The sequence below is a fragment of the Acinetobacter sp. TG2027 genome (assembly GCF_000302435.1).
Taxonomy (GTDB): domain Bacteria; phylum Pseudomonadota; class Gammaproteobacteria; order Pseudomonadales; family Moraxellaceae; genus Acinetobacter; species Acinetobacter pittii.
Genome location: NZ_AMJN01000040.1, coordinates 187,557 through 205,184 on the forward strand (window position 1 = coordinate 187,557; position 17,628 = coordinate 205,184).

Genomic DNA, 17,628 nt, shown 5'->3' on the forward strand with positions numbered 1-17,628 from the left:
GTGCCTTTTGAAAAAATTCCAAATTCAGGTGAGCGGGCTTTTTTTAAAATTGGAGATAAAACTCTCGCACTATTTAACGTTGCGGCTCAATTTTATGCAATCGATGACAGTTGCCCTCATCAGGGCGCATCGCTATTTAGCGGACGTCTAGAAGGACGAGTGATTCAGTGCTGTGCCCATGGTCTACGTTTTGATTTAACAAATGGCTGTTTAGTTAATTCTTCTTTGCTCAAAGTTGCAACCTATCCCGTAGAAGTGATCGAGGACAAGATATTTATTGTGATGGGCTGTGGGGAAAATCATGAGTAGTTTAGTTTTGAAAAATTTTTCCCAGCGTACAAGAGAATTAGCACCAGGCTTTGTGGTCAGTTCGGTCGTTGCTGCGGCTGCCTGTTTTTTATCAGAGCACTATGGCGCGCCAGTCATGTTATTTGCTCTGTTACTCGGCATGAGTGTAAATTTTTTAGCGGCTGAAAGTAAATGTAAGGTTGGCATCGAGTTTACCGCACGTAGTGTGCTGCGGATGGGCATCGCGTTACTCGGCATGCGTATAACTTTAGGACAAATTACCGCACTAGGTTGGCAACCATTTGCGTTAGTTATCACTTTGGTTGTTGTCACAATTACAGTTTCTGTTATTGCCGCTAAAATTTTAGGCTTCCAAAAACTATTTGGCATGCTCACTGGTGGATCAACGGCAATCTGCGGTGCCTCAGCCGCACTGGCGCTATCCGCTGCTTTTCCAAATCATCCGCAAAAAGAAAAGGCGACTTTGTTTACCGTGATTGGCGTGTCGGCACTTTCAACCTTTGCAATGATTGTCTATCCGATGATTGCGAAGTGGCTAGAGTTATCGCCACAAGCGGCTGGTGTGTTTCTTGGTGCTACGATTCACGATGTGGCGCAAGTGGTCGGCGCTGGTTATAGCATGTCTACCCAAACGGGGGATACGGCGACTGTAGTTAAACTGATGCGTGTGGCAATGCTGCTTCCAGTAATCGTTTGTGCAGCCATGATTACCCGTATACAAGGTGCTGATTCAACTGGGGAGCGGCCACCATTACTGCCTTGGTTTGCTGTTGGCTTTCTACTACTCGCTTGTATTAACAGTACAGGATGGGTGCCTGCTATGGTTCAAAATGGAATCAATGATTTATCACGCTGGTTTTTAGTCATTGCAATTAGTGCTTTAGGAATGAAAACTCAGTTAAAAGAATTAGCATCGGTCGGCATTAAACCGATTCTTTTAATGATCGGCGAAAGCATCTTTTTAGTGGTATTGGTTCTTGGACTTATGCGCTTGTGGTTTTAATTTTACAAATTAAATTTTTAAGGAAGTTATGGAATAGTTCTCCAGCTTCCTTATGTTTTAAATGACTTTATTTGGCTTTAAATAAAGAGAAATTAATTGAGCAGGGCTTTATTGTGACTACGCCACATATTCGGTGACATACCAAATTGGCTAATGAACCAACGCGTAAAAGAACTCGGCATTGAGTAACCTAAAATATCAGACACTTGAGCAAGTGAATAATTTAGATTTTTTAAATAACGAAATACGAGATCTTTGCGTACTTCATTCATTAAATCACTAAAACTCGTCTGAGCTTCTTCTAATCGACGTTGTAAAGTCCGTACGTGAATACCATGTGTTTGAGCGACTTGATCAATCGTAGCGCGGCCCATTGGCAAAAGAAGATAAATACTTTTACGAATATCAAAAATCATGGTCGATTCATTATTATTCTGCAAAATATCTAAATAACGCTGTGCATGGTTAGCCATCGCCAGATTTGCTTGAGGGTTTGTTGTATCAAGTTCGGCCGCCGTACAAACAATACCATTAAAGTCACTACCGAACTCGAGCGCACAGCCAAAAATCCGCCGATGCAAAGTTAAATCACTGGGCGGGTTATGAGTGAAGTGTACACTTAACGGCCGCCATTTTTGCATCATGAGTGCTGCACAAAAACGATGGGTGATTCCTAAAGCAAGTTCCGTCGCTTGGCGACTATATCCGCAAGTTGTTGTTACAACTTCTTCTCGAATAACTACTGTATCGTCAATTTCTTCTATATATATTTCAAGTGAGTTATTGAGTAAATTCCTGTAACGAACAATCGTTTGCAGCGCTTCTCTCAAAGTATATTGGTAACTTAATAATAGGCTCAGTTCACCAAAATCCGCGATTTCGCGTTGCTCTGCCATATGTAAACCGAAAACATCGCAATTACTCATTTGGGCTGAGTCTTCAAGCAAGGTAATGGCTTTATCTACAGGAATACGTTGTTTAAGATCATTCAATTGAGTTTGGCTAAGCCCAACACGTGATAATAAATGGTAGGGATTTAGATCTAATTGCTGAGCAACTGCCAAATAATTTTTTAAAGAGGCGGTATGCGCAAGAGGCACCATTTTATTATCTCCTGTTCTTAATCAGCCATATTCCTTACAGCTCATATCTAGTTATAACTAAAATATCCACATTACAAAAGCTTTTATTTAAGCGCCTAATCGTGATGTCTATTTAATTTTAAACCTGTTCTTTTAATTCATTTGTAATTACAAAAACTATTTTAATTAATTTACGAACTTTTAAAAAGATGTGTCGTCAAATGAAAAGTCTGTGACGTCTTATGTACACCATTAACTGAAATGAGCCTTTATTGTGAATGGAGTTTTATAAAAATTCTTATGCATCCTAGATGGCAAAATTCACAGGCGTCGAAATGGAAAAAATACAAACCAAAGCAACAATTTTAATTATTCCGGGGTTACGCGATCATGTTCCCGAGCATTGGCAAACGATTTTAGAAACAAAGCTAGCAAAGGTTCGTTCTGTACCACCTGTGCAAACCAATAAACTCAATTGTGAAAATAGAGTTGCTGCTATTCAGGCACAACTCGAACAAATACAAGGGCCTGTCATTTTGGTCGCACACAGCGCTGGTGTGCTGATGACAATACACTGGGCTGCAAAATATCAACGACCAATTCAAGGAGCTCTACTTGTGGCTCCACCTGACTTAAACGAAAGCTGGCCAGAAAATTATCCAAGCCCAACTGTACTTCATCAAGAAGGATGGAGTCCTTTACCAGATCAAGAACTACCTTTTCCCAGCATTTTGGTTGCAAGCACCAATGACCATTTAGCTCGTTATGAAGCTGTCAGTGAAATGGCAGAAAAGTGGGGTAGTCGACTCGTAAATTTAGGTGAAGTGGGACATTTAAACCCTGCATCTGGCTTTGGCTATTGGCCTTTAGCTGAACAATTCATTCAACAGTTAGATCAGGTCGAACAACCAGCCTAGTGCAAAAAAATACCTGCTTATGTAAACCATTTAAAGCCAATGGATGGCTTTGAGTAATAAGCAATAAATAAAAAAATCATATTTATAGGGAGATAATATGATGGGTCAGTACGTCTATTTAAATCTAAGAAATAATCATGTTCTATATATTCAAAAAATAGGTGTTTCATTAAGCCTAATTTTATTCATGTCTAAAGTGAACGCAGAGAATTTTGATATTGATAAAGATTGGAAGTTCGATACAAAAACGACATTAAGCTTAGGAGCCAGTTGGAGTACGCAAGATCCATCCGTTTCATTACTTTATCGGCCTGACGCAAACAAAATAGGTAAACAAGGCGCTAGCATTGATGTGAATGGTGATGATGGGCGTATGAATTTTAGTAAATATGATGCCATTTCACAGATCATCAGAGGCATAACCGAAGTTAAGCTAAATGGAAAACAGCAGGGTGCGGTCATTAGCACTAAATACTGGTATGACCATGCCTATGAGACAGGGCACGGAGATTTTAAACCCTTTAATGATTCAGCGTGGCCAAGGCTCGCAAAGTTCAAAGGTATCGATTTATGGAATGCCTATATATGGAAAGATTTTGAATTAGACGATGGAAAAAGCATCAATTTAAAATTAGGCAAACAGACTTTAAATTGGGGGAAATCTCAGTTTTTTCAAAACGGTTTAAATTCGGTGAGTGCTTTTGATTTTGCTGCAATTAACCGACCGGGTGGTGATGCAAAAGAAAGAATCATTCCAACCGAAATGTTTTCATTCGACACAAGCATTAATAAAAATTTGAAAATAGAAGGGTTCTATCAATTTAAATTTAGACCTTCAGTTGTTGATGGTAACGGAACTTTCTTTGAGATTTCAGACTTTGTGCCCGAAAATGCAGGTCCTGTTCTGATTGCTGGAGGTGGAGATAAATTATCCGATACCGCAATTCGTTTACGTACCTATATTCCACGTGCAGAAAGTAGAAAAGCAAAGGATAACGGCCAATATGGTATTGCTTTAAAACAGACATTACCCAGTTTAAATAATACTGAGCTAGGTATTTACTACGCGAACTACCATAGCCGTAATGCAAACTTTGATGGAACGGCTGTAACAGCAGCAGGACCTGAATATTTTAATACCGCGAGTTATTTTTCTATCTATCCTGAAAATATCAAAATGTTTGGATTAAGCCTGACTGGGAAAGTTGGAACAACAACCATTTTTAGTGAATTAACCCACAAACCTAATCAACCTTTGCAGCTAAACGGCACAGACATTGTCTATGCTCAAGTGCTATCAGAAGGAACACCATTTGCGCCGCCGGGAAAAACTGTTGAATTAGGTCAATATATTCAAGGATATGTACGCTTACCAGTAACACAATTTTCGGTTGGAGCAACTGACAGCATATTCAATATTTTGGGTGCAAATTCGCTGACATGGTCTACAGAGTTTGCCTTAAACCATATTGCAGATATTGGTAATAATCGGATTGGCCGGACAGGCGCATTTGGTCGTAGTGAGCTTTCAACAGGTGCTTATAATCCTGAAACAGGTGAGTTTAAATGTACGCCGTATGGTACAGCTCATCTTACCAATGCAGAAATAGACAATTTAAATGAACGCTTTTGTAATAAAAACGGTTTTTTTAATGAATGGTCATTTGGCTACCGATTACGTGGCGCATTAAATTATCAAGATATTTTACCCTCTACCGTGATTACGCCAAGTCTTAGTTTTAGACACGATGTTTATGGATATAGCCAAAACTTTCAAGAAGGGCAAATGAGTGTAACTGCGGCTTTATCTATGACTTATCAGCAAAAATATACAACAGAGATTGCCTATAATAACTTTTTTGGTTCTAATGAATTTAGCACGATAGATGATCGAGATTTTGTATCATTAACATTTAAAGCTAATTTTTAGTTCAATTATTTTATAAAAAATATATAGAAATAATCGTTATAAAAGAGATTTAGACGTGGAGGATAACTTTTGAAATTTAAATCAAAAATTGATTGGTGGCTTTTACTCATATTTATTGTTGTCACTGCCAATATCGTTATGAAAATTTATGAAGCAAATTATCATTATTCTTTAGCTTCAAATTTTCCGCACCTCGTCATTTACAGTTTAGTCATTTTGGTTATTTGGCTTCCCATCTTTAATACCTATTATCTAGTAGAAAACAACACCTTAATTATTAGGAGTTTAGTGTTTCGATGGAAAATTAATATTAATGATATTACTCGCATAGAACCTACTCATAATCCACTTTCCTCTCCAGCATTATCGCTAGATCGGCTTAAAATTTATTATATGAAAGATGGCAGAGTGGCTACAGTAATGATCTCGCCAAAAGATAAAGAGGGTTTCTTAAATATTTTACGCAATAATCCTAACGCCAAGTATTAATGTGTAGTTGATAAATAGAGTCTTTTAAATATCTAGAAAACACTAGTTATGTATTAAAATTTTGAAAATATAGACGGTAATCCTTAGTTTGGTTAAATAAATAAACTATAAGTCTCTCTTCTAAAGCATTAATCTGTGCTTATTGCGAAAAAATAAGAAATGGAGATAAAAGATGCTTACACGTTTTTTAATGCCAATTTTAGGCACTACAGTTGTAGTTCTTGTTGCAGGATGTGCTTCATCCTCTCAATATCCAATTACTGATAGTTATGGGCCAGACCCAAAACTTCCTGAACCTAAATCAAGCCTATTACCAACTGTTAATATAGCTCCAGCAGAAGGCTGGCCGAGTGGGGTAATGCCAAAACCAGCAGAAGGTTTAAAGGTCAAAGCATTTGCCAAAGGACTTGAACACCCACGTTGGCTTTATGTATTACCAAATGGTGATGTATTGGTTGCTGAAACAGATGCTCCGCCTAAACCGGAAGACAGCAAAGGTATTAAAGGTAAAATCATGACTTTTGTGATGAGGCGTGCAGGCTCATCTCATCCGAGCGCAAACCGTATTAGTTTACTTCGTGACACCAATGGAGATGGAGTCGCTGACCAGAAAACGGTATTTCTTCAAAACTTAAATTCTCCATTTGGTATGGCATTGGTAGGTAATAACTTATATATCGCCAATACGGATGCACTAGTACGTTTTCCTTATCAAGAAGGGGAAACTCAAATTACAGCCAGTGGAACCAAAGTATTGGACTTACCGGGTGGTGCTTTAAACCACCACTGGACCAAAAATGTAATTGCTAATCGCGAAGGTACAAAGCTCTACATTACTGTCGGTTCTAACAGTAATGTTGCTGAAAATGGTTTAGATCAAGAAAAAGGTCGTGCACAAATTACAGAGTTTGATATTGCAAGTGGTCAGTCTCGACCATTTGCAACAGGACTACGTAATCCTAATGGTATGGCTTGGCAACCTCAAAGCGGTAAACTTTGGACAGTGGTTAATGAGCGCGATGAAATCGGTAGTGACCTAGTACCCGATTATATGACTTCGGTTCAAGACGGTGCTTTTTATGGTTGGCCTTATAGCTACTATGGTCAACATGTAGATGTGCGAGTAAAACCGCAAAATCCTGAAATGGTTGCTCGTGCAATTAAACCCGACTATGCACTAGGCAACCATACGGCTTCTTTAGGCCTTGCATTTTATGCAGCCGAACTGATGCCACAATTTAGAGGTGGGGCATTGATCGGTCAGCATGGTTCTTGGAACCGTAAACCTCACAGTGGTTATAAAGTCATTTTTGTACCATTTAGAAGTGGTCAGCCTTCTGGTCCACCGCAAGATATTTTGACTGGATTCCTCAGCGATAAAGGCAAAGCGTATGGTCGCCCTGTGGGTGTAGCAATTGATTTCTCAGGTGCTGTGTTAGTTGCAGATGATGTGGGCAATACGATTTGGCGCGTTTCGCCAGTTGCAGAGACAACTTATGAGAGTCCAACCCAGCAATCCATTAGTATTTCAGTGACTCAACCTTAAAAAGGTTGGACAAAATAGGTTTATTTTATGCAAATATTACGGTTATCTGATTACCCTCAATACAAAGAAATGGCTGCACAGTGGTTTTCTGAAAAATGGCAAATCCCTGTGGAAGCCTATCTTGATAGCATTCAGATTTCCATTGATCAAAAGCATGCTATTCCACAGTGGTACATTGTTTTAAATGAAGATAAGCATTTAATTGCTGGAGCAGGAGTCATTGATAATGACTTCCATGAGCGTAAAGATTTAACACCAAACTTATGTGCTTTATTTGTAGAAGAGAACTATCGAAACCAAAATATTGCAAAGCACATTTTAGATTTTATACGTGAAGACTTGAGTAATCAGGGCATCCAAACACTTTATTTAATAACAGACCATACCGAGTTTTATGAAAAATGTGGTTGGCGGTTTTTAATGTTGGTAAAGGATGAGGAAGGCGAGATGGTACGTATGTATGTAGCAGATACTTTTTAATAGAATTTAAAGAGCATCTATAAAAAAATAGCCTCTATAGAGGCTATTTTTTGTAGGCTTATTTACTTTTAAAGTTTTTAAAAATCAGAAGAAGCGCGACAAACGATAGTAAAATAATAAAACTAATATAACTATTTGCTGTACTCATCAGCCCAATTTTCCCAACAAAATAGCCAGCTAAAATTGCAGGAATACTAAATGCTAAATAACTTTCAACAAAAAATGCAGCCATAAGTCCTGCGCGTTCCTCTGGTAAAGCTAGAGGCATTACTGTGCGAATCGCACCCATAAAAGCTGTACCAAAACCCCCCCCGTAATAATAGAACCGAGAAATAAAACTACTGCACTTGTAAGATTAATTGCTAAAAATAAAATGGTTGAACCAATAGCAATTGAAAGAGTACCGGTTAATAAAATACGGTAATTTGTCGACTTTCTAAGTGTTAATATACCGGCTGCGCCTGAGAGTGCTAGCGCTATAAACATGACACCGTTTAGCCATGCCGATGAAGTATGGAAAATTTTTGCCAGTAAAGAAGGCATAAGTGATAGGAAGAAACCACTGACCATCCAAAGAGCAATATTAATCGGACTAATACTCAATAAAGCACTTTTTGTTTGTGGAGGAATAGCCATATTGGGTTTTAAAGAGGCAAGTGCACCCGATCTTTTTTGGGCTGTTTCAGGAGTAAAAAAACTTAAAATGAGTTCACAAATAAGAAGAAGACATAAAAATTCAAAAACAAGCTGTAAGGGTTGGGTAGAGAATTGCAAAATAGAACAAGTTAGAAATATACCAACAGCCATGCCGACCATTGGTGCGATACTATTAATAAGCGAACCCTGAAGCTTACTAAAATCTAAAATTGCTGCGCCTATAGCCGAGACAGCAAGCCCTGTTGCGATTCCTTGTAAGCCCCGTGCAATAAATAACATCGAAACATCTGAAGCAAATAAGAAAAAGCTCATCGAAATAATTTGCAGAAAAATGGCTGCAATAATGACAGGACGGCGTCCAATATAGTCAGACAAAGAACCAATAATCAGTAATGAACCCAGCAGAGTAAAAGCATAAGTTGCAAAAATTAAAGTCAAAGTGACAGGTGAAAATTGCCAAAGCTGTTGGTATAGACGATAAAGTGGAGTCGGTGCACTAGACGCCGCCATAAAAGTCATGAGCGTGATTGTATTAAGTGTCAATGCACTTGTACTATCTAACTGAAAAACTGATCCAGACCGTTTTGAACTTGAATTGTTCATATAAGATGAATAACATAAAAGCGAATATTTAGCTTTTATACATTATTTTCACACTAAAGCAAATCCTTAGCTTTAGTGTATTTTGTATATAGATATAAATATTTATAAATTTTTTGATCCCTTTACAGAGTTTATAAATGGCAAAAGTTGTTACTGGCTTACGTCCTGGTGGTCGTAGTGAAAGAATTCAAACTGCGGTACATCAAGCGGTAAAAGAGCTTCAAAAAACCTTAGAGCAGACCCAAATTACCATACCTATGATCGCTCATGAGGCAGGAGTAACACCTTCGACAATTTACCGCCGTTGGGGCGATATTAATCAGCTATTTTCAGATGTAGCCCTAAATGAACTTAAACCTGATAAGGAACCAAAAGATTTAGGTTCATTTCAGCTGGATATCACTGCATGGATTGAACAATATTTTGAGGAGTATTCTTCTGAAGTTGGCCAAACATTATTGCGTGATGTGCTATATACAGCCGACTCTTCAAATGCGAGAAAATGTGAAACCCTAATTATTCAACAACTTGATATTATTCAAGCCAGAGCTAAATCGCGTAATGAAATCACTATAAATAATGAAGAAATTATCGAAGCTGTTATTGCCCCTATGCTATTTCGCATCTTATTTACTGAACGTACCTTAAGCTTAGATTACGTCCATATTTTATTGGAACAGTTATTTAACGCTCCCTAATTTGAATTAATTTATCAAAGCCTATTAGTGGATTTTTTTAACAAGAACAAGACACTTTATCTTGTTAAAAAATTATATATCAATTTTTCTTATTATTTTTAAACTAAATTTTCATAATTTATAATTTACATGTTTTTTATAAAATCATTTATTTAATAAATATTGTGCCTGTATTAGATAATTAAACTTCTACAGACATTTTTGTGCATGTTTTTACTTAAAATATTAAGATTAAATAATGCTTTATAGCAAATTTTGGTTGTTTTTTTATTTTTTAAAATTAGAAAATTAAAATGATTTTATATAATTTATTGCATGATTATTGAATTTGACATTTTTTAAATTTATAACACAGGCCGTTTTTTATTCTTTACAATGGCTTTTCCTTGATAAAGCAGCTTGTGGTGCACGCTTTATATTTTATTTTTTTATCCCCATCGAAAAGGTATTTAGATAATGGATTTCAATACCCTTGACCAAGAAACGGTACAGAAAAAACAGAAGTTTCACCAAATTTTGTATGTACAGGTCATCTTTGCAATTATTTTGGGCATTTTAATTGGTCATTTTTACCCAGAACTTGGCGAAAGTTTAAAACCGCTTGGTGATGCATTCATCAAGATCGTTAAAATGATTATTGCTCCCGTCATCTTTTTAACCGTTGTTACAGGCATTGCCAGTATGACAAACATGAGCCGAGTTGGCCGTGTAACTGGTAAAGCTATGCTTTATTTCCTTACCTTCTCAAGCTTGGCGCTTGTGGTTGGTATGATTGTGGCAAATATTATCCAACCAGGTAAAGGTCTTAATATTGACCCCGCTACCTTAGTCAACGACAAAGTAAATACTTACGTTGAAAAGGCGCATGCAACAAATATTACTGACTTCTTCATGAATATTATCCCGCAAACTCTAGTTAGCCCTCTGGCAGGTGGCGAGATTTTGCAGGTTCTGTTTGTGGCGGTGTTATTTGGTATTTCTTTGGCTGCATTGGGTGACCGTGCACGTCCAATTACCGACTTCTTAAATAACTTAACAGCTCCAGTTTTTTACCTTGTTGGTATGTTAATGAAGCTGGCTCCAATCGGTGCTTTTGGTGCAATGGCTTTTACCATTGGTGCGTATGGAATCGAATCAATTGGTAATTTATTACTATTAATTATGACGTTCTATATTACAGCAGTGTTGTTTGTCATCGTGATTTTAGGAGCAGTAGCCCGTTACAATGGCTTCTCAATTATTCATTTAATCCGTTATATCAAAGATGAACTTTGGTTAGTTTTAGGAACAAGTTCTTCTGAAGCAGCTTTACCATCTTTAATGGATAAAATGCAAAAAGCAGGTTGTGAAAAATCGGTGGTAGGTTTGGTGATTCCAACAGGTTATTCATTTAACCTCGATGGTACAAATATATACATGACTATGGCGGCTCTGTTCATCGCACAAGCATGTAATGTTGACTTATCAATTAGTGAACAAATTGCATTGCTTCTTGTCGCAATGGTAAGTTCTAAAGGTGCAGCAGGGGTGACTGGTGCAGGCTTTATTACTCTGGCTGCAACTCTATCGGTTGTACCGGCGGTTCCTGTAGCAGGAATGGCTTTAATTCTTGGTATTGACCGTTTTATGTCGGAGTGCCGTGCATTAACAAATTTAGTTGGTAATGCTTGCGCAACAATTGTTGTAGCACGATGGGATAAAGCTTTAGATAAAGATCTTTTAGATAAAGCTTTAAAGAACCCTAAAGCAGAATAATCTTATAAAAAATCTGTAGCTAAGGGCAATTTGGGAGAGTAGCCCCGCTACAGATTTTTTGTTTAATATCTAAGAATATATTTTAATTAAACCATTCTAAAGTTCTGCAATATTACTTATCTTTCAAAAAAGACAATACTGTAATTAAAATCGAGCCGTAAAAAATTATGCTTTTAAGTGATCTTCAAACTCTTCACCTAATTGCATCGCTAATGAATTACCTGCTAAATCACAGGTCACTAAACCATATTCTTTTTTAAAACTAAAAGTAAAACCTTTTCCATCAGCAAGATTTTTAACTGAATACCCTAACTTTTCTAACCAAATACGAAACGCAATCAAATTTTTAGCTTTAACAACCTTTTTCACGTGAGAACTCCTTCTATCCGTGGCATTACATCTTATTTATTAATAGGGTTTTAATTAGATTTTTTAAAGGGGGAAAACTTTGTTTTATTTTGCAACTTGTAAAAAAAGTAAGATAGAGAAAGAACAGTTTTCATTTTTATAAAAATATGGAGGTGTTATGTAACTAAAAAATAAATACTTTTTATTTAGTGGATTGTTTATTGGCGTGTTTTTAAGAAAATATAAATTTGAGGGAATTTTTAAAAAGATGAATAAATATGAAGATAGTAAATGTAAAAAATAATTACGATCAACGCGCACTATGCAAAAAGATACAGTTCTTAAAATGGAACTGTATCTCTTAAAGGAGAAGCTTTAACTTTAAAAGTTATCTTTAAGTGCACGTAAATGAGCAAAGTCTTCAGCACTTTCTGCACGAAGAAAAGGATTGGTGGCTAATTCTAGTTCAATCGTACTCGGAAGGGTGATTGATCCTTTCTTACGTAGCTCACGAACTTCTTCAGCTCGTTCAGATAAGGCGTGGTTATGCGGCTCTACCGTTAAGGCAAATTCGGCATTTGAAAGCGTGTATTCATGCGTACAATAAACTTTGGTTTGTGTTGGTAGCGCTGCTAAACGACTAAGTGAGTGATACATTTGTTCAGCCGTACCTTCAAATAATCGTCCACATCCCATTGCAAACAAAGTGTCACCGCAGAATACAGCTTCTAACTCTTCAATAAAATACACAATGTGCCCTAAGGTGTGACCTGGGGTCGCGATAATCTCTACTTTTAAATCATTAAATTTTAAATGATCGTCATGTTGTAAGGGGTGAGTAATTCCCGGAATTTTTGAGAGCTCATCACGTGGACCATAGACAGTAATATTTTGGGCAGCCGTTAAATCTGCTACACCACCGATATGGTCTTTATGCCAATGAGTGAGCCAGATTTGTTTTAAAGTGAGTTGATGATTTTGACAAAATTGAGTCACAAGATCAGCTTCTGTTGGGTCAACTGCAACAGCCTCTTGGGTTTCAGTATCTTCTAAAATCCAGATATAGTTTTGGAGGGCATTCTGTACATCAATAAAATGAATTCTATAACGCATTGTTTTATCCTAAAACCAAATCCAAAGAGTAAGTAATCGCTGTTTTTGATAATAACAGAAAATGGTATTAAGCCACTCACTCAACCTTTTTATGAAAATGATGTATATAAAACAAAAAAGCCCCCATTTAGGGAGCGTTTTATATGAGTAATTTAACGGATCTTAGAGAGCCAGTTACCTAGCGTCTGTACAATCTGTACTAAGAGCAATAGAACAATTACTGTTAAAATTACAACGCTTGTATCAAAACGTTGGTAACCATAAGAGATTGCTAAGTCACCAATACCACCTGCGCCCACTGCACCAGCCATTGCTGTTGCACCAATCAAACTGATTGTCGCTGTTGTGAGGTTTAAAATGAGTGAACTGCGTGCTTCTGGCAAAATAAAGCGGTAAATAATTTGCCAAGGTGTAGCACCCATCGCCTGAGCAGATTCAATAATTCCTTCATTTACTTCGAGTAGGGAAGTTTCAATAAGACGTCCCATATATGGACCAACGTAAATTGTTAAAGGAACGATCGCTGCCCATGTACCAATTGAAGTACCTACCAACAACTTGGTAAGAGGAATCACTGCAATAAGTAAAATAATAAATGGGAGAGAGCGTAACGCATTTACAATTGGGTTGAGTAAATGATAGACGAATCTATTTGGCAAAATACCTTCTGGGCGAGTTACAAGCAGGATAACCCCTTGAATGAAACCCCAAATACCACCAAATAACAGCGCAAAAAACACCATGTGAAATGTTTCTTGTAGAGCTGTTACAAACTGGTCAATTGAAAGAGAACTGTGCCAGAAAGGTTGAGTAAGTTCAGTTAACCACTGTACGATTAAATCTCTCATACTTGATCTCCTGATTGAACTACACTCACTTCATTTTTCTCTAAAAACTCGATAGCTTGTTTAATCAACTGAGGCTCACCTAGAAGCTGTACAAACATTTGACCAATGACAGTACCGTTAATTTCAGTCATGTTAGCGAATAAGATATTTAAACTAATATCAAATTGTTTAATCAGTGACTGAATTACAGGTTCTTGAGCAGAACGGCCCAAAAACTGTAAACAGTAGATGCTATGGTGATGCTGATTTTCGAGTTGATTTAAAATATTCACAGGCAACTGTTGATGTAACACAGTTTGAATAAAGTTTTTAGTCGTCGGATGTTGAGGATTACTAAAGATATCAATCGTTGAACCTTGTTCAATGACTTTACCAGCTTCCATCACAGCTACATGATCACAAACAGTTTCAATGACATCCATTTCATGGGTCACCATAACGATTGTGATTTTTTGCTCTTGATTGATTTTCTTGAGTAACTCTAAAACAGACTTGGTTGTTTGCGGGTCTAGGGCAGAGGTTGCTTCATCACACAAAAGAATTTTTGGATGATTTGCCAAAGCACGAGCAATACCGACACGTTGCTTTTGGCCGCCAGAAAGTTCATCAGGATAAGCATCTTTTTTATGCTTAAGATCAATGAACTCCAATAACTCATTTAAGCGCTTTTCACGTTCTGCTTTATTGTAATTCAGCAGACGCATTGGCATTTCGATATTTTCAGCAACCGTTTTGGTTTGTAGCAAATTGAAGTGCTGAAAAATCATACCAATATTTGCACGTTCCTGACGTAATGAACGCGCATCCAAAGCAGTGAAGTCCTTTTGATTAATGATAACCTGACCTTCATTTGGTCGTTCAAGTAAGTTAATCAGGCGGATTAAAGTACTTTTACCTGCACCACTATAGCCAATAATACCAAAAATACTCCCTTCAGGAATTTCCAAATTAATTTGGTCCAGAGCTCGTATGGTTTGGCCTTTAAGCTGATAGTGCTTTGAAATGTTTTTAAATTGAATCATGTTGTCAAAAACTATGCTAAAAAGAAAAAACAGGCAAAGAGTCTTTGCCTGTTTCGCGTTGCAGCTATTATATTACTATTTAGCTTCCGTGAGGTAGCTGATTGGCTGATTCACGTCAACTTTTGTACCACCAAAGTGTTGTTCAACGTATTTTTTAACAGCTTCAGTGTGGTATAGCTGACCAACTTTCTGAAGAATTGGGTCATCTTTGCGAGATTCAGCTGTTGCAAGGATGTTTACATTCAGTTTAGTGCTTTGGTCAACAGGTTCATAGTAGATAGAATCTTTAAGTATGTTTAAACCACCTTCTAAAGCTAACGTATTACCCAAAACAATTGCATCAACTTCATCTTTTACGCGTACAGCTGTCGCCATTTGGATTGGTTTGATATCAATTTTTTTACTGTTATCGATAATATCGCTTGGTGTGCCTTTAGCAGGGTCGAAGTCAGCTTTAAGTTTAATTAAGCCAGCACTTTGTAATAACAATAATGCACGAGCTTCATTCGCAGCATCATTAGGAATTGCAATGCTTGCACCTTGTTGGAATTCTTCTACTTTTTTATGTTTACTTGAGTAGATCCCCATTGGCTCAAGATAAGTTGTAGCAACTGGAGCAATTTTATCTTTATTTGATGCATTGAAAGCCACCAAATATGCATAAGATTGGAATGCATTTAAGTCAACTTCTTTATTTGCTACAGCTGTATTCATTGCAACATAATCAGTGAAATTTTTCACCTCAAGCTTAACACCAGCAGCTTTAGTTTCTGGTAAAGTCGAAATATAACGCCAGATATCAGCGTCAGAACCAGTTGAGGCAATAACCACAGTTTGAAGTTGTGATGAATCACCACTCTTTCCAGCTTGTGGTTCACTTTGTTGTTTACCGCAAGCTGCAAGTAATAGCACAGACACGCTTAAAAAAAGACTGATCAGCTTTTTCATGTAAAAAAAGTCCTGATTAAGAGAGATATCAACTATTTAGTTGGCTCTCTAGAAAAGAAAATGAGTTTTGTTGTCACGTCACAAAGTTTTGAATGCTAAAAGTTATAGCTTTTAGCTCTTTTCTAATTCCTCAGATACTTGTTTTACCGTTTTTGATCTGTACTAAATAAAACTATTTTCACAACAGTTCTATCATGAGTTGACAGTCTTTAAGCGATTTCTAAAAGTATTTAATGTTAAAAATAAATATTATCCCTAACAGAATTAGATGATGAGCCTCAATATTTAAAGGCACAATAACTTTGTGGAAAGTTCCAACGCTTTATCTAATCATATCAATAAAAACATATTCAATATAGTGGACATGTTTCGATCTTATTGATTGGAAGTGAATAAAAATTGGAGTTTATATAAAATTTTCTGATAAATAAGAATGAAATATAAAAAGCCCTCTTTAATAGAGGGCTTTTTATCAGTTGAGAGTTTTTTACTCAGCTTTTTCTCGTGCAATTGCGCGATAGCCAATGTCACTACGATACTGCATACCAGTAAAGGTCACTTGTCCGCATACTTCAAGTGCATTAATTTGTGCTTCAAGCACGCTGTCGCCTAGCGCAGTTACACAAAGAACTCGACCACCAGAAGTCACGATGTGACCATCTTCACGAGTTGCAGTGCCTGCGTGGAAAATTTTAGTATCTTCAGGTGATTGTCCAATACCTGAAATTACATCACCTTTGCGTACGCTATCAGGATAGCCTTCGGCTGCAAGTACGATACCGATTGACTTACGTTCATCCCATTCAGCTTCTTTTGGTAAATTGCCAGCAATACCAGCTTCTACCAATTCAACAAGAGATGACTTTAAGCGCATCATGATTGGCTGAGTTTCAGGATCACCGAAACGACAGTTGAACTCGATCACACGCGGTTGACCTTGTTCATCAATCATTAAGCCAGCATATAAGAAACCAGTGTAGACATGTCCGTCAGCAGCCATACCTTCAACAGTCGGACGCATGATTTCAGTCATAACACGTTCGAAAATTTCAGAAGTTACCACCGGAGCAGGAGAGTAAGCACCCATACCGCCAGTATTAGGACCTTGGTCACCTTCAAAAATACGCTTGTGATCTTGTGAAGTTGCCATTGGTAAAATGTTTTTACCATCAATCATACAAATGAAAGAAGCTTCTTCACCCGCTAGGAACTGTTCAATTACAACACGTGAACCAGCATCACCGAATTTGTTGCCTGCAAGCATGTCATCAATTGCTGCAAAAGCTTCTTCGTTGGTCATTGCAACGATTACACCTTTACCAGCAGCAAGACCGTCTGCCTTAATTACAATTGGTGCACCATTTTTTTCAACATATGCTTTAGCTGCATCAACTTCCGTAAATACTTCATAAAAAGCAGTTGGAATGTTATGACGCTTTAAAAAATGTTTAGCAAATGCTTTTGAGCCTTCAAGCTGCGCAGCATATTGAGTTGGTCCCCAAATTTTTAGACCTGCTTCGCGAGCAGCATCTACCACACCATTCACTAAAGGTGCTTCTGGACCAACAATAATAAGTTCAACATTATTTTCTTTAGCAAAAGCGATAATTGCAGGGTTGTCTAAAATATCAAGCTGAACATTAACGCATTTGTCTTCAGTTGCAGTTCCCGCATTTCCCGGTGCAACGAAAACTTGAGTAACTTTGGTATCTTGCGCGATTTTCCATGCCAAAGCATGTTCACGACCACCACTACCTAAAACTAAAATATTCATTTTTAATTTGTTCCTTAACTTTAATCCTTTTCATCCCCCTCTATTCCTCAAGGTGGAGTTTAGCTCCATTATTGTGGAAAACCCTCCTGAATGAAAGGAGGGTTAG

The 17,628-nt window shown here is 37.3% G+C and carries 16 protein-coding genes and 1 pseudogene; 9 read left to right on the plus strand and 8 right to left on the minus strand.

The features are described from left to right. Together B806_RS0110555 and B806_RS0110560 are read left to right on the plus strand one after the other, a co-directional pair. A complete protein-coding gene (locus B806_RS0110555; protein ID WP_075383678.1) occupies nucleotides 1-309 on the plus strand; it encodes a Rieske 2Fe-2S domain-containing protein in 309 nt (102 codons plus the stop codon). Beyond that, entirely contained in the window at nucleotides 302-1,312 is a 1,011-nt protein-coding gene (locus B806_RS0110560) for a putative sulfate exporter family transporter (RefSeq protein ID WP_017385471.1), read from the plus strand. The genes B806_RS0110555 and B806_RS0110560 overlap by 8 nt, the downstream gene beginning before the upstream one ends. 92 nt (nucleotides 1,313-1,404) lie before the next feature. Here the strand turns inward: B806_RS0110560 and B806_RS0110565 are convergent, their stop codons facing one another. After that, nucleotides 1,405-2,415: an AraC family transcriptional regulator gene (locus tag B806_RS0110565; protein WP_017385470.1), complete on the minus strand. Its 1,011-nt coding sequence runs from the start codon at nucleotides 2,413-2,415 to the stop codon at nucleotides 1,405-1,407. A 290-nt stretch (nucleotides 2,416-2,705) separates the two neighbouring features. Here B806_RS0110565 and B806_RS0110570 point away from each other — a divergent pair, with 290 nt between their 5' ends. From B806_RS0110570 to B806_RS0110590, 5 genes are all read left to right on the plus strand, one after another. Then, on the plus strand, nucleotides 2,706-3,311 hold the full coding sequence (locus B806_RS0110570) for an alpha/beta hydrolase (RefSeq protein WP_017385469.1): 606 nt from the start codon (nucleotides 2,706-2,708) through the stop codon (nucleotides 3,309-3,311). Between the two features lie 100 nt (nucleotides 3,312-3,411). Beyond that, nucleotides 3,412-5,241, plus strand: coding sequence for a DUF1302 domain-containing protein (locus B806_RS0110575; RefSeq protein WP_079380966.1), 1,830 nt, complete (start codon nucleotides 3,412-3,414; stop codon nucleotides 5,239-5,241). Nucleotides 5,242-5,310: 69 nt separating this feature from the next. Further along, nucleotides 5,311-5,730, plus strand: a complete 420-nt coding sequence (locus B806_RS0110580) for a PH domain-containing protein (RefSeq protein ID WP_017385467.1) — start codon at nucleotides 5,311-5,313, stop codon at nucleotides 5,728-5,730. Between the two features lie 172 nt (nucleotides 5,731-5,902). After that, nucleotides 5,903-7,276 (plus strand): sorbosone dehydrogenase family protein, encoded by a 1,374-nt coding sequence (locus B806_RS0110585; protein WP_017385466.1) that lies wholly within the window; start codon nucleotides 5,903-5,905, stop codon nucleotides 7,274-7,276. Between the two features lie 27 nt (nucleotides 7,277-7,303). Then, nucleotides 7,304-7,756 carry a GNAT family N-acetyltransferase gene (locus B806_RS0110590; protein WP_005073564.1) on the plus strand — a complete coding sequence of 151 codons (453 nt, stop codon included), beginning with the start codon at nucleotides 7,304-7,306 and terminating at the stop codon, nucleotides 7,754-7,756. Between the two features lie 58 nt (nucleotides 7,757-7,814). On the opposite strand, the pseudogene B806_RS0110595 reads toward B806_RS0110590, so the two are convergent. Beyond that, nucleotides 7,815-9,016: pseudogene (locus B806_RS0110595) on the minus strand (MFS transporter). 137 nt (nucleotides 9,017-9,153) lie between these two features. On the opposite strand from B806_RS0110595, the gene B806_RS0110600 reads away from it, so the two are divergent. Both B806_RS0110600 and B806_RS0110605 read left to right on the plus strand, forming a co-directional pair. Further along, on the plus strand, nucleotides 9,154-9,714 hold the full coding sequence (locus B806_RS0110600) for a TetR/AcrR family transcriptional regulator (RefSeq protein ID WP_017385464.1): 561 nt from the start codon (nucleotides 9,154-9,156) through the stop codon (nucleotides 9,712-9,714). A 456-nt stretch (nucleotides 9,715-10,170) separates the two neighbouring features. Continuing rightward, entirely contained in the window at nucleotides 10,171-11,469 is a 1,299-nt protein-coding gene (locus B806_RS0110605; protein ID WP_002119617.1) for a dicarboxylate/amino acid:cation symporter, read from the plus strand. Between the two features lie 165 nt (nucleotides 11,470-11,634). Here the strand turns inward: B806_RS0110605 and B806_RS0110610 are convergent, their stop codons facing one another. From B806_RS0110610 to purD, 6 genes are all read right to left on the minus strand, one after another. Then, nucleotides 11,635-11,838 (minus strand): hypothetical protein, encoded by a 204-nt coding sequence (locus B806_RS0110610; RefSeq protein ID WP_002119766.1) that lies wholly within the window; start codon nucleotides 11,836-11,838, stop codon nucleotides 11,635-11,637. Nucleotides 11,839-12,198: 360 nt separating this feature from the next. After that, the gene (gene gloB, locus B806_RS0110615) at nucleotides 12,199-12,930 is read right to left on the minus strand and encodes a hydroxyacylglutathione hydrolase (RefSeq protein WP_017385463.1); all 732 of its coding nucleotides are present in this window, start codon (nucleotides 12,928-12,930) and stop codon (nucleotides 12,199-12,201) included. A gap of 152 nt (nucleotides 12,931-13,082) precedes the next feature. After that, a complete protein-coding gene (locus B806_RS0110620) occupies nucleotides 13,083-13,778 on the minus strand; it encodes a methionine ABC transporter permease (protein WP_002119707.1) in 696 nt (231 codons plus the stop codon). Beyond that, nucleotides 13,775-14,800 (minus strand): methionine ABC transporter ATP-binding protein, encoded by a 1,026-nt coding sequence (locus B806_RS0110625; RefSeq protein ID WP_002119636.1) that lies wholly within the window; start codon nucleotides 14,798-14,800, stop codon nucleotides 13,775-13,777. Before B806_RS0110625 ends, B806_RS0110620 begins: the two co-directional genes overlap by 4 nt. Before the next feature lie 75 nt (nucleotides 14,801-14,875). Then, nucleotides 14,876-15,748 carry a MetQ/NlpA family ABC transporter substrate-binding protein gene (locus B806_RS0110630; protein ID WP_017403010.1) on the minus strand — a complete coding sequence of 291 codons (873 nt, stop codon included), beginning with the start codon at nucleotides 15,746-15,748 and terminating at the stop codon, nucleotides 14,876-14,878. Between the two features lie 487 nt (nucleotides 15,749-16,235). Next, a complete protein-coding gene (gene purD, locus B806_RS0110635; protein WP_005073571.1) occupies nucleotides 16,236-17,522 on the minus strand; it encodes a phosphoribosylamine--glycine ligase in 1,287 nt (428 codons plus the stop codon). Nucleotides 17,523-17,628 lie beyond the last annotated feature (106 nt).

Excerpts from the sequence above, each read along its gene's own strand:
- purD (WP_005073571.1), bottom strand. The coding sequence starts at position 17,522 with ATGAATATTTTAGTTTTAGGTAGTGGTGGTCGTGAACATGCTTTGGCA.
- B806_RS0110565 (WP_017385470.1), bottom strand. The coding sequence starts at position 2,415 with ATGGTGCCTCTTGCGCATACCGCCTCTTTAAAAAATTATTTGGCAGTT.
- B806_RS0110590 (WP_005073564.1), top strand. The coding sequence starts at position 7,304 with ATGCAAATATTACGGTTATCTGATTACCCTCAATACAAAGAAATGGCT.
- B806_RS0110625 (WP_002119636.1), bottom strand. The coding sequence starts at position 14,800 with ATGATTCAATTTAAAAACATTTCAAAGCACTATCAGCTTAAAGGCCAA.
- B806_RS0110570 (WP_017385469.1), top strand. The coding sequence starts at position 2,706 with ATGGCAAAATTCACAGGCGTCGAAATGGAAAAAATACAAACCAAAGCA.
- B806_RS0110585 (WP_017385466.1), top strand. The coding sequence starts at position 5,903 with ATGCTTACACGTTTTTTAATGCCAATTTTAGGCACTACAGTTGTAGTT.
- gloB (WP_017385463.1), bottom strand. The coding sequence starts at position 12,930 with ATGCGTTATAGAATTCATTTTATTGATGTACAGAATGCCCTCCAAAAC.
- B806_RS0110560 (WP_017385471.1), top strand. The coding sequence starts at position 302 with ATGAGTAGTTTAGTTTTGAAAAATTTTTCCCAGCGTACAAGAGAATTA.
- B806_RS0110630 (WP_017403010.1), bottom strand. The coding sequence starts at position 15,748 with ATGAAAAAGCTGATCAGTCTTTTTTTAAGCGTGTCTGTGCTATTACTT.
- B806_RS0110620 (WP_002119707.1), bottom strand. The coding sequence starts at position 13,778 with ATGAGAGATTTAATCGTACAGTGGTTAACTGAACTTACTCAACCTTTC.
- B806_RS0110600 (WP_017385464.1), top strand. The coding sequence starts at position 9,154 with ATGGCAAAAGTTGTTACTGGCTTACGTCCTGGTGGTCGTAGTGAAAGA.
- B806_RS0110575 (WP_079380966.1), top strand. The coding sequence starts at position 3,412 with ATGGGTCAGTACGTCTATTTAAATCTAAGAAATAATCATGTTCTATAT.
- B806_RS0110605 (WP_002119617.1), top strand. The coding sequence starts at position 10,171 with ATGGATTTCAATACCCTTGACCAAGAAACGGTACAGAAAAAACAGAAG.